Source organism: Spirulina sp. 06S082 (assembly GCF_034932145.1).
Classification (GTDB): domain Bacteria; phylum Cyanobacteriota; class Cyanobacteriia; order Cyanobacteriales; family Spirulinaceae; genus CCY15215.
This window is the reverse complement of record NZ_JAYGHV010000310.1, coordinates 1-12,211: the sequence shown is the minus strand read 5'-3', so window position 1 is coordinate 12,211 and position 12,211 is coordinate 1. Positions and strand designations below refer to the sequence as shown.

Here is a 12,211-nt window from a genome sequence, read left to right as displayed (position 1 = left end):
GGAATTTGGCACGGTGCAGCATGGGGGTTCATTGTGTGGGGATGTTTGCATGGACTGGCTTTAATGATTCATCGTTTAGTGGAATCTTATAGTAAAAATAACCCCGATTTAAAAGCATGGTGGCAAACGATTCCCGGTACAATTTTCGCTTGGTTTTCCACACAATTATTTGTCTTTCTAGCATGGATTTTCTTCCGACTTCCCAATGTTCAAGATGCGTTTTTTGTTTTCAGTCATTTTTTTGGGTACGTGGGAGATATACAATTCACGACAAAAGTATATTCTGATGTTTTAGGCATGGGACGTTCCGATCTTATTTTATTACTAACAGCACTCCTTTCTGGCATGGGAATTGCTTATTTTATCCAACGAGGATTAAAATTACAGTTAAACTGGAATCTGAAATTAATTTTAGTTCCTGTCTGTTTATTTTCAGTTTGGATATTAGCATCGGAAGGCGGATTACGTTATATTTACTTTGATTTTTAATGAGGTATCTTATGGATATACGAAAATACGAAACAACAGATGCAGAGGCGATCGCGGCAGTTTATCGCGATGCCGTTATTAATATTGGTTGCGATTTTTATAATGCCAAACAAGTTGAAATTTGGTCATCTTTCTCTAGTAATATTGAGGAATTTCGACAAAAATTAAATCTAGGATTAACATTAATTGCTGTTGTCGATCGCAAGATCGTTTCTTTTGGTCAATTGTATCCAGAAGATCGTATTGCATTTTTGTACACCTCTCAACAATATGCTAGACAAGGCTATGCTAAAGCCATTTATCAGCAATTGGCAGAATACGCGATGGAACAAAATGCACAATATTTAACCACAGAAGCAAGTCGAGTCTCTCAATTCTTCTTTCTCAAACAGGGATTTCAGATTGTTGAACCCGAAATAGTTATTCGTCAAGGAATAGAATTCGAGAGATTTAAAATGCGGAAAGAAATTGCCTAAAAAGATGAGAAAAGTATCAGATATAACATCTTTAACCTACCGAGGAATGGTAAAATAGAAAGTAGAACCTTTTCCTAATTCTGAGTCAAACCAAATGGTTCCCTCATGACGTTCGATAATTTTTTTACAAAGTGCTAAACCGATTCCTGTTCCAGGATATTCATCGCGAGAGTGCAAACGCTGAAAAATGGTAAAAATGCGATCGGAAAATTGTAATTCAATGCCAATACCATTATCTCGAACCGAGAATAAATAATGGTCTTCATTTTCCTCTACTCTAATCTGAACTAGAGGTTTTTCTTCTTTACGAAACTTAATAGCATTGCCAATTAAATTTTGGAAAACTTGTATGAGTTGAGTGCGATCGCCAAATACTGAAGGTAAGCGATCGCGCATAATTGTTACTTCATTCGTCTGAATCTTCTCTTGCAAATTGGTACAAGCGCGATTTACAATATCTTCCATCTCAATTTTCACAAACTTCTTATCCTGTGTCCCCACTCGCGAATAAGTCAGCAGATCGTCAATTAAAGTTTGCATATGCGTTACCCCATCCACCGCAAAATTAATAAACTCTTTGGCATCTTCGTCGAGGCGATCGCGATAGCGCATTTCCAATAACTGCACGTAACTAGAAACCAAGTTTAAAGGTTCTTGTAAATCGTGAGAAGCAACATAAGCAAACTTTTCCAAGTCTTCATTAGAACGTTCTAATTCTTGTGTTAGTTTAGCTTGTTCATCCGCTTGACGCAATGCAATATTAACGATCGCACTTCTCAAGTCTTTCACTGCTTCAATTTCGCAAGACTTCCACACCAAAGAGTTGAAGCGAACAGTTTCTTTCCAAACAGCAAAAGAGCCTCGAGGTGATAACCGTACAACTCCTTCAGAATCGACCTTTTCCACAACAGTATTATGAGGATTTCCCGCCCATTTTACAGTTTGAACAAATTCGGGTCGAAACCAACAAATATAATTTTTGGGTAAGATAGAAATCGCTAACAAACCACTCGCAATATTTTTATATTCTTCTGACTCTGGATACAAACATGAAAGAGAATTCGTCTCAAACACTGTTTCTTGAATATTATTTTTTAACCAATTCACTAATCTTTCAAGATCGGGATTTTGAGGGACATTGCCAATAGTCGTAAACTCTCCTTGCCAATAGATGAAAGCACCTTGAGCATTGGCTAGATCGAGCAAATTAGGACGATCTGCGATCAAACCATCGATAAAATTCTTTTTTATCGACATATATTCAGTTAATTTAGCGTGAATTGATTTTAATTTTATTTTGTAATCATAGTCCTCTGCTTCTTCTTTTGCAACCAGTTCACTGGAAATAATTTGGCTTAAAAACTCGCAGGCTTGACGCAATTCGTAAGAGACTTGTTTGGGAGTATAATGATGACAGGAAATGAGTCCCCACAACTGTCCACTTCGTTTTAAAGGCATGACTAAAGTGGAACAAACTCCCATATTTTGTAAATATTCGCGGTGGCATTGAGAAAGGCCGCGTAAAACAGAATTACTTAGATTTATTTCGGGGTAATTGACAGGTAAAAGAGCGGCAGATTCGGCATTAACATCAACAACTACTCTTAGCCAATGTGCGGCATAAAATTTGCGACAGGCTTGGGTATCTGCATCGGGATAATGTAGCCCAAGAAAAGGTTCGATATCTTCTCGTTTATCCTCAGCAACAACTTCTCCATCCCAATTCTTATTGAACTTGTAAACCATAACGCGATCGCATTTCACAAGACTTCTAATTTCTTGTACAATAAATTTGTACATTTCTTGCAAATTGGAAGTTTTTTGAATGTTCGCTGCTGCACTTTTGAGGGAGTGGTAAAAACTAATAAAGTCAAGATCGTCTCGATAAGCTGACCGTTCTAATTCAATAATCAAAACTCCATCATTGTTGCGATGTAAAACTCCATCAATAAATAAATATTCACCATCTTTTTTTAGTTTGAGTTTGACTAAATTTACTGTTTCAAATTCATTTCGAGCAATGATCTTTTTAAGATTCCTAATTTGGGTGCGGGGAAAAAATCTGCTTAATGAATGATTTAATAATGTTTCTGGGGGAATTCCCAAAAAACTTTCAGTATTATTGCTTACTTGAACAATTTTTAATCGTGGTTCTTCCAAAACCAAGAGAACCCCATGAGATTGAATGAAACCGGGAAAATGAATTTGCTCAATATTGAAGTCATCTAATTTTTCTTTTCTAGCATCAATATCGGCTATTTGTAAGTCACTGAAATTATCTTGGTTCATCGTACTTGAGAAAATTAGAGGGAATTTAACAGAAATATTGAGGGAGGGCGATCTCGAAAACTGCGCCCTTTGTATCTTTTTATGATATAAATTCTTTTAAAGCATATCAAAAATGAGGGTTGCTTCTTAATTTTAACAAAACCCTCTCTGTATAACTAAAAGATTCAAAGATTTTCATTTTAAAAACGGCTTGGAGAATTTCATGAAAATTGCTCAGATTGCACCCTTGTGGGAGAGTGTACCTCCTGTCGGTTACGGAGGCATTGAATTAATTGTCAGTCTCCTAACCGATGAATTAGTGCGCCGAGGTCACGAAGTCACCCTTTTTGCTTCGGGAGACTCTCAAACCCTTGCCCAACTCGAACCAGGCTGCGATCGCGCTTTACGACCAATGGGGATTACCCATAAGGATTTTGCCATTTACGAACAGATGCAGTTGAGTGCAATTGTAGCGCGATCGCACCAATTCGATCTGATTCATTCTCATTTAATCTATGCTGCCGTACCTTATGCCAACTTAATTCAAACTCCCATCGTTCATACGCTGCATTGGATTATGGAGCCAGTGATGGAAATGTTTTTCCAGCAACACCAACAGCAAAATTATATCAGCATCTCCAATTCCCAACGACGACCGGAATTAGGCTTAAACTACATCGATACGGTTTATAATTCCATTCCTATCGATCTCTTTACCTTTCACCCCGAACCAGAAAATCCCCCCTATCTAGCCTTTTTAGGGCGAATGTCAGAAAGCAAAGGTCCTCATCTCGCCATTGAAATCGCCAAGCGAACGGGACTCCCTTTGAAAATGGCGGGTAAAATAGACTTATTCAACCAGAAATTTTACGAAACGAAAGTCGAACCCTTAATCGATAACGACCAAATTCAATGCGTGGGGGAAATTACCCCCCAAGAGAAAAACGACCTCCTCGGGGGGGCGATCGCAACCCTCTTCCCGATCCAATGGCGAGAACCCTTTGGCTTAGTCATGGCGGAGTCTATGGCTTGTGGAACCCCAGTGATTGCCACCAATTTCGGGGCGGCCTCCGAAGTCGTCGCAGATGGCGAAACGGGCTTTATCTGCGACGATATTGATGGCTGTGTCGCGGCGATCGACAAACTCCCCAGCCTCAGTCGCCAAGCCTGTCGAGAACGAGTGCAAAACCATTTCTCCGTTGAGCTTATGGTTAACGGCTATGAAGCCATTTATCATCGAATTCTAACAGAAGGAGGGTAAGATACCATAAAAAAGGACGGGTAAAACCGTCTTTTTTACTTTATTGGTTAGCGATTAAATTTCTAATTGATAGATAATTCGTAGCACCGCTTTAAAAAACGTAACAGTAATACAGTAATACCTACTAGATCGAGTAAAATTATTACAAGACAACTCTCGATTCCCCACTCCTATCCAAAACATGAGATTTATCAGCCCTAAAATCGATTATGCCTTTAAGAAAATATTTGGCTCAGAACAAAGCCAAGATATTTTAATCAGCTTTCTCAATGCGATTATTTACAAGGGAGAGAAAGTGATTCAATCGTTAACGATTGTGAATCCCTATAATCCCGGTCAAGTGATGACCTTAAAAGATACCTATTTAGATGTCAAAGCCGTTTTAGCTGACGATTCTATTGTGGTCATTGAAATGCAAGTAGCACGGATGACTGCGTTTAGTAAACGAGTTATTTACAATCTCGCCAAAGGCTACGCTAACCAGTTGATAAAGGGAGACTACTATCCCCTTCTCAATCCCGCTATTGCCGTAACCATTACAGATTTTAATCTGTTTGAAAACACAGACACAGAGGAGACAATTAGCCGATTTGTCTTTCAAGAGAAAACGAAAAAATTTGCCTATCCCGATGAAGAATTACAGTTAATCTTTGTTGAGTTACCAAAGTTTAAGAAAAACCTCTCAGAGTTGGAAGATTTAACCGATAAATGGATTTATTTCCTCAAAGAAGCGGCTAAATTGGAGAGTATTCCCGCAAGTTTAGGAGAAGTATCGGAGATAGAACTGGCGTTAAATTTAGCGAGTCAGGCAAATATGACAGTAGAAGAGTTTGAAATTGTAGATCGTCGTGGGATGATGTTACAAGATGAAAAAGGAAAAATTACTTATGCCGAACAAGAAGGACGAGAAAGAGGACGGCAGGAAGGACGGCAGGAAGGACGGCAGGAAGGACGGCAGGAAGGACGACAGGAAGGACGGCAGGAAGGACGACAGGAAGGAAAAATAGCCTTAATTATGCGTTTACTTAAAAAGCGTTTTGGAGAAGTTTCTACGGAAATAAGTAGCAAAATTGAAGACTTATCTGCTGAAGAGTTGGAAACTTTAGGAGAAGACTTCTTAGACTTCAATAGTATTGAGGATTTGGAAAATTGGTTGAGAGGAGAGAGTCAGGATGAATAATTAGAGAGTCAGAGAAATAAACCCAGATTTTTCCTCTCAAAATTAAGCCAGATCGAAGAGCAAGATTTCGGCATCTTTTCGGGCTTCGATATGTAACTCTGTTTCCTCACTAATTGCCGCCCCGTCGCTAGTTTTTAGTGGTGTTCCATTGAGAGTAATTTCACCTCGGGCTACTTGAATCCAAGCGTGGCGATCGCGATCGATGGCATAAGAAATGCGATCGCCAGTGGAGAAAACCCCTGCATATAATGCCATATCCTGATGCACCGTAACTGCCCCGTCTTTACCTCCTTTAGCGGCAACTAAATGCAGTTTTCCGGGGTCTTTTTCTACATGAAAACTCTTTTGTTCGTAACTGGGTTGAATTCCCATTTCATCGGGTATAATCCAAATTTGATAGAGATGGACGGAATCCTGTTTGGAGTGATTATATTCACTGTGTAAAATCCCTGTCCCCGCACTCATGCGCTGAACTTCTCCAGGTTGAATAATCGACCCATTACCAATATTATCCTTATGTTCTAATGCGCCATCTAGAACGTAGGTGATAATCTCCATATCGCGATGCCCGTGAGTCCCAAATCCAGCCCCCGAACCAATGCGATCTTCATTGATGACGCGCAAACTTCTAAACTGTATATGTTCGGGATTTTGATAGCTGGCAAAGGAGAATGTATGATAGGTATCTAACCAACCGTGATTGGCATGGCCTCTCTCGTTAGCTTTGCGAATTGTAATCATAATTAATGTCCTCTCCAAATTTGTTAAAAAATACCCTGCTAATTGCTCAAGAAGAGAGTCTTTACGGATGAAATTAAGCGCGATTCCAGCGTTTTGTTACTTCTGCAATACGCTGTCCAAATTTTTCTGATGTCAAGCGATCGCCAGGATCGAGAAGGGCTTCTTTTTGGTTGGGATTTGCGGGAGTATTACCCATCACTCCTAGAAACGATCCCAAACGGTTTACCCCATTTTCCTGCATGGGCATTTCGGCATTATTCACCCAAATCATGCTATGTTGGGCAGCATTAGTGGCTAAATAAAGTAGTGTTCCTTGTTTATCGCCACTGGGAGAACCGGAATGAGTAAAACCTGCCGCAATTTTATCTTTCCATTTTTGGGCAAACCAAGAGGCACTAGCTGCATCAATAAAGGCTTTAAATTGTGCTGCAATACCGCCCATATAAGTAGGAGAACCAAAAATAATCGCATCGACTGTATCTAGTTTAGCTAACAGTTCATCATTGCGCCAACGACCTTTCTCAATTTGTTCTCCTGTAATTCTGAACAGTTCGGATTGAGCCTCGGTGACGCGATCTATACCCTCAGCAATAGCTTCCGCCATTAAATGGGTATGACCAGAACCTGAAAAATAAACTACTGCAATTGTTACCACTTTATATCTCCTAAACTTGAAGTGATGTTTTTTGAGGTTATTTTGTAAGGTTTTAGTTAAAGCGGGACAGGAGGGATTCGAACCCCCGACACCGTAGTCCGTAGCCACGTGCTCTAGTCCACTGAGCTACAGTCCCTAGTAAAAATGCTGCACTCGTGCAACGCTTAACGAGTATAGCACTGTTTTTCTGAATAAAGCAAGATGTCTGAAAAATTATCTCATCTCGACGCAAAAGGGCAGGTGCAAATGGTGGATGTTTCCGCCAAAACCGCAACACAACGGGAGGCGATCGCCCAAGGACGGGTGCGAATGTCCCTATCGACCCTGGATACCATAGAAGCGGGAAATGCCCCCAAAGGGGATGTTATCGCCACAGCAAAACTAGCAGGAATCATGGCCGCCAAACAAACCTCCCAATTAATTCCCCTTTGCCATCCCCTCCCTTTGAGTAAAATAGCCGTAGAAATTGAACCCGATCGCGAATTGCCAGGATATCGCCTTCAAGCCACCGTTAAAACCAAAGCCGAAACCGGAGTCGAAATGGAAGCATTAACCGCCGTTTCCGTTGCTGCATTGACCCTCTACGACATGGCTAAAGCCCTTGAAAAGGCGATCGCGATCGAAGAGATTTACCTATTGCGAAAAACCGGGGGGAAGTCTGGCGATTACCAGCGAGAAATGCAAACAAAGCCAGAGAATATGTCAAGATGAAAACATTACCAAAAGCATATTTATCAAGAATCTTTAAGTAAGGAGAAAACCATGCCCCCTCGCTGGCCGCGCCAACCCGATCGCAAGGACCCTGAGTATCGCCGCTTAGACGATCGCATGAATTTTGCCATTCACGTGGGTATCTATCTAATGATTAACTCTGGTTTATGGTTTGTTTCGGGGATTAAAAACGTCCATTGGCCTTGGGAAACTGGGTTTACCCTCAGTTGGCTGGCGATTGTTTTGCTACATTTACTTTATATTGCGGCGATCGCGGACTATTCTCCAAAATCCGATAGCTAGGCTAATTCTTACGCTCATTCTTAATCATGGCTAATTCTCAGACAACCGAAGCAATTGAAAAACTCGCAGCAGAGATCGGCAAAAACGTCTATATTGATATAGCCAAATGGCACTTGTATCTCGCCGATGCCAAGCTGCATATCCTGGTGGCACAAGGGGTGTATCCACTACTGGAAGAAAATCGACTCAATGAAGATAGCGTTATCCAAATTTTGCAAAATATCCCCATCAAAGTTGGTGGGGGTAAGCGCGAAATACCGCTTCTCGATTTACTTCCTCTCCCCTGTCAAGTCGATTTAATGGACTTGCTAGAAGAGTATCAGCGCAATTTTTAACGCATTTACAAGCGCCGACATAGTGCCAGTCAAGGGGGAAATATGCGCGATCGCCTTCTATCCAAGCTACCACCAGACCAACTCCTACAGCGACCCAAAGAAGAGGTATTGCGGGAAATTGAGCGTCTTCGTAAAGTAGAACTTGCTTTTGATGCCCAAGATGAAATGCTGCGATCTTTAGTGGTTATTGGGCAAACCGCAACGGGACGCTTAATGCTGCGATCGATGTTACAAACGACAATTAAAATTTCCGTTAAACTCACAGATGCTCACGAAAGTAGCTTGTTTTTACTGAACTCTAAAGGAGCCGTCACAGAAAGCATTCTTGCTCGCGGGGCGACCATTAAGGAACAAAAAGAACATCTCATTGGTAAAGTTCTTGATAGTGGTTTAGCGGGATGGGTCGTCGAACGCCGTCAGGTGGGTTTAATTGCAGATACGCGCAAGGACGAACGCTGGATCACTCTTCCCGATCAGCCTTATACGGTGGGTTCTGCCCTCTGCGTCCCCATTCTCAGAGGCAAAGTTCTCCTCGGTATTCTCACTCTCACTCATTCTGAGCCTAATCACTTTAACGAAGATTTGTCGGATTTAATGCAGATGTGCGCTCGTCAAATGGCACTAGCGCTAGACAACGCCCGTCTCTATGTGAGAGAACATGGAAAGAAAGAAGAACAACGGGCAGCACAAAAGGAAGAAGAAGAAAATTTTAAGGAAGAAGAGCAAGACTTGGCTCATTTGGGATTTTATATTATAGCAGAAAATGGCAAATTTCTCTATGCCAATACCAGAATTGCAGAGATTTTTGGTTATGAATTTGGGGAATTGGTCACTTTAAAATCAATTCTCAAGGTAGTAGCAACAACCCATTATCATCAGGTTGCAGAAATCTTTTCTCAATGCGTTCAAGGCTATAATCCGATTTTGTCCTGTCGGTTTAAAGGACAGCGAAAAGATCGTCGTTTAGTTGATATTGAAATTTATGGGACGCGAACAAAGTTTTATGGAAAATATGTTGTTATTGGGATATTACGGTTGGTTTAAAATTAAATAATTTTGTTTCTGGTTGGCGATCGCCGCTTTCTGCAATGATACTGAATCGAATGTATTTAAGATGAGGCGATCGGGAGCGAGTCCAATTAATGCAGACCGACAAGGATCGGGCTATACTAGGTATTGCCAGAAAAGGAATCATTTGAGATGGTTAATAAAGTGCGATCGCAGGAACTAACTTTATACGAACAGGATTTTAATTTATGGTTAGAAGATACTGTAATGTTATTGCGGGAGCAAAAATTATTACAAGTTGATTGGGAAAACTTAATTGCAGAGATAGAAGGGATGGGACGAAGCGAGAAAAATGCACTCAAAAGTAATCTGAGAATTTTGTTGATGCACTTGCTCAAATATCGCTATCAACCTGAGAAAAGAACAAATAGCTGGCGTTATACCATTAGCAAACATCGTCAACATCTTGAAGATGCCCTAGAAATCAGCCCCAGTTTAACATCTTTGCTGCAAGAAAGTTTGGGTAAATGCTATCAACAATCGCGAAAACTAGCAGCAGATGAAACAGGTTTACCGCTCAAAATATTTCCCTCTGATTGTCCTTTTCTTCTCGATGATATTCTCGATCTTGATTATTTACCCGATGAAGCGCGATCGGATTAGCAAGCCAAAATAATATCAAATCTTAATAAATAATAGGTCATAATTTCAGGGTGCAAGCATTCATAATTTCAGGGTGCAAGCATTCATAATTTCAGGGTGCAAGCATTGCACCCCTACTCCCAAACCCAACGTACAGGGCAAATGCTTGCGCCTGCCCTAGATTTTTAATAATAGTATTCATGCGGATTCTAAGATAACCTGCGAAGAACTGGAAACAAGAAAGTTCTCTGAAAACTACACTCATCGCGACAACTAAAAAATATTCTCTCCCGAAGAGTAAATTATAAAGAAATCCTACAAAAATAGACTATCTAACTTTCAGGGATTATACTAAAAAACGAATAATTGCCGGTTCCTCCCATCGTGAAACAACTCAAACTGCCGAAACTCCTGTCTCTCCTCTTGTTAACTTGGTTAATCGGAGCAAAACCCCTCACCGCCCAGGCGCAAACATCCATAACCGCAGCCCCCGACGGCACCGGGACAATAATCAACTACAACGGTAACACCTACCATATTAACGGCGGCACCCAAGCCGGAGCCAATTTATTCCACTCGTTTCAGGAATTCGGATTAAACCCCCAAGAAATCGCCAACTTCCTCTCCAACCCCAACATCCTCAACGTCGTGGGAAGAGTAACCGGAGGAAACCCCAGCATCATTCAAGGGTTAATCCAACTCACCGGAGGCAATTCAAACCTGTTCCTGATGAACCCCTCCGGATGGGTCTTCACCCAAGGAGCAAGTTTAGACGTACCAGGCAGTTTTGGAGCCACAACCGCCACGAGAATCGGCTTTGGGAACAACTACTTCAATGCCTACGGAAACAACAACTACAGCACCTTAATTGGCAATCCGACAAGTTTAATATTTGACCAAAATAACCCCAGTTGGATCGTCAACGAAGCCAACCTCGCCGTCAAACCAGGAGAAAGTCTCTGGATGGTAGGAGGAGGAATAATCTCCACCGGCACCGTCGAGACGGAAGGAGGAAACATCACCCTCGCCGCCATTCCAGGTAAAAATCAAGTTCGACTCTCTCACGAAGGTATGGTGGTGAACCTTGTCCTCGATGCCGCCCCCGTCGAAGGAAGCGTTAATATACCCGGAAATCTAACGGGAATAAGAGCCGTAGACATCCCCCGTTATATTACCGGAGGCAGTGAAATCGGTCATGCTAATGAAGTGATAATAGAAGCCGATGGCACAGTGCGGTTAATCAGAACCGATACAGCCGTAAACGAAGGCGATACAGTCATAGCAGGAGAAGTCAACGCCGAAAATATTAACCTGATGGCAGCAGGAGTTGTTACTCCAACAGACCCAAGTTTAATTCAAGGCGATACCACCGTGGTGCGGTTTCCTGAAGCAGGAGGAACGAATATACTCAACGTCATTGATTCTCGTGCCGATAATGCCCAAGACTTGCTTTATGGTGCAGCAGCAGGAACGATATCGAGTATTATTGGTCGCGAGGAAGAAGGAATTGCAGCAATAACAGAGAAACTGGAAGAAGTAGACGGAGAATTAGACGGAATAGCAATAACCGCAGAAGGACACGAAGGCAACTTCTGGTTAGGAAAAACTTGGGTAACGAATGAGAATATCAACAACTATGCCGGACAGTTGGCAACTTGGGCAAAATCCCTGGATGAAGGGGCAGATATCTTGCTCTACAGTTGTTTTACGGCATTAGGAGAAGCGGGACAAGCCCTCATTGGAGATTTAGCGCATTTAACGGGGGCAGATGTAGCGGCTTCGACGAATGCGACGGGAAGTGCGAACTATGGCGGTGATTGGACGTTAGAAGCCAGCACGGGAAGTATAGAAATAGGGAATCCTTTTGAGGCAGAGACGCTTTCAGGATGGGATGGGAAATTAGCAACCCTGACGGTAACGAATCTGAATAATACAGGGGCGGGGTCGTTGCGACAACGGATTCAAACCGATGCAGCAGCAGGAGACATGATTACGTTTGGGGTGAGTGGCACGATTACCCTTGCAGGGACAGGGGACGGGACAGATGGAGAGATAAATTGGGCAACGAATAATTTAACCCTGGATGGAGGGAGCAAAATTGTCGTCGATGGGGGAGGAAATTCGCGGGTATTCGATATCTCG

12 protein-coding genes, 1 tRNA gene and 1 pseudogene are annotated in these 12,211 nt (G+C 41.9%); 10 read left to right on the top strand and 4 right to left on the bottom strand.

From position 1 onward, the window contains the following. Both VB714_RS19660 and VB714_RS19655 read left to right on the top strand, forming a co-directional pair. Positions 1-489 (top strand): annotated as a pseudogene (locus VB714_RS19660) (MBOAT family protein); the annotation flags it as partial. A gap of 11 nt (positions 490-500) precedes the next feature. Continuing rightward, positions 501-965 (top strand): GNAT family N-acetyltransferase, encoded by a 465-nt coding sequence (locus tag VB714_RS19655; protein WP_323226369.1) that lies wholly within the window; start codon positions 501-503, stop codon positions 963-965. A 36-nt stretch (positions 966-1,001) separates the two neighbouring features. On the opposite strand, the gene VB714_RS19650 is transcribed toward VB714_RS19655, so the two are convergent. Next, positions 1,002-3,254: an ATP-binding protein gene (locus VB714_RS19650; protein WP_323226368.1), complete on the bottom strand. Its 2,253-nt coding sequence runs from the start codon at positions 3,252-3,254 to the stop codon at positions 1,002-1,004. 202 nt (positions 3,255-3,456) lie between these two features. On the opposite strand from VB714_RS19650, the gene VB714_RS19645 reads away from it, so the two are divergent. Together VB714_RS19645 and VB714_RS19640 are read left to right on the top strand one after the other, a co-directional pair. Further along, positions 3,457-4,494: a glycosyltransferase family 4 protein gene (locus tag VB714_RS19645; protein ID WP_323226367.1), complete on the top strand. Its 1,038-nt coding sequence runs from the start codon at positions 3,457-3,459 to the stop codon at positions 4,492-4,494. 181 nt (positions 4,495-4,675) lie between these two features. Then, complete coding sequence (locus VB714_RS19640; protein WP_323226366.1) at positions 4,676-5,674, top strand: Rpn family recombination-promoting nuclease/putative transposase; 999 nt, start codon at positions 4,676-4,678, stop codon at positions 5,672-5,674. A gap of 42 nt (positions 5,675-5,716) precedes the next feature. Here the strand turns inward: VB714_RS19640 and VB714_RS19635 are convergent, their stop codons facing one another. From VB714_RS19635 to VB714_RS19625, 3 genes are all read right to left on the bottom strand, one after another. Next, positions 5,717-6,415 carry a pirin family protein gene (locus VB714_RS19635; protein WP_323226365.1) on the bottom strand — a complete coding sequence of 233 codons (699 nt, stop codon included), beginning with the start codon at positions 6,413-6,415 and terminating at the stop codon, positions 5,717-5,719. A gap of 73 nt (positions 6,416-6,488) precedes the next feature. Next, positions 6,489-7,070 (bottom strand): flavodoxin family protein, encoded by a 582-nt coding sequence (locus VB714_RS19630; protein ID WP_323226363.1) that lies wholly within the window; start codon positions 7,068-7,070, stop codon positions 6,489-6,491. A gap of 62 nt (positions 7,071-7,132) precedes the next feature. Continuing rightward, positions 7,133-7,206 (bottom strand) — tRNA-Arg (locus VB714_RS19625). Between the two features lie 65 nt (positions 7,207-7,271). Here VB714_RS19625 and moaC point away from each other — a divergent pair. The 6 genes from moaC to VB714_RS19595 all read left to right on the top strand — a co-directional run. Then, a complete protein-coding gene (gene moaC, locus VB714_RS19620) occupies positions 7,272-7,781 on the top strand; it encodes a cyclic pyranopterin monophosphate synthase MoaC (protein ID WP_323226362.1) in 510 nt (169 codons plus the stop codon). Positions 7,782-7,832: 51 nt separating this feature from the next. Continuing rightward, entirely contained in the window at positions 7,833-8,084 is a 252-nt protein-coding gene (locus tag VB714_RS19615; RefSeq protein WP_323226360.1) for a 2TM domain-containing protein, read from the top strand. A gap of 26 nt (positions 8,085-8,110) precedes the next feature. After that, a complete protein-coding gene (locus VB714_RS19610) occupies positions 8,111-8,419 on the top strand; it encodes a DUF3181 family protein (RefSeq protein ID WP_323226359.1) in 309 nt (102 codons plus the stop codon). A 42-nt stretch (positions 8,420-8,461) separates the two neighbouring features. After that, positions 8,462-9,463, top strand: a complete 1,002-nt coding sequence (locus VB714_RS19605; protein ID WP_323226358.1) for a GAF domain-containing protein — start codon at positions 8,462-8,464, stop codon at positions 9,461-9,463. Between the two features lie 156 nt (positions 9,464-9,619). Continuing rightward, positions 9,620-10,090, top strand: a complete 471-nt coding sequence (locus VB714_RS19600) for a DUF29 domain-containing protein (RefSeq protein WP_323226356.1) — start codon at positions 9,620-9,622, stop codon at positions 10,088-10,090. Between the two features lie 363 nt (positions 10,091-10,453). Beyond that, positions 10,454-12,211: DUF4347 domain-containing protein (locus VB714_RS19595; RefSeq protein ID WP_323226355.1), on the top strand; the 1,758-nt coding region annotated here is incomplete at its 3' end.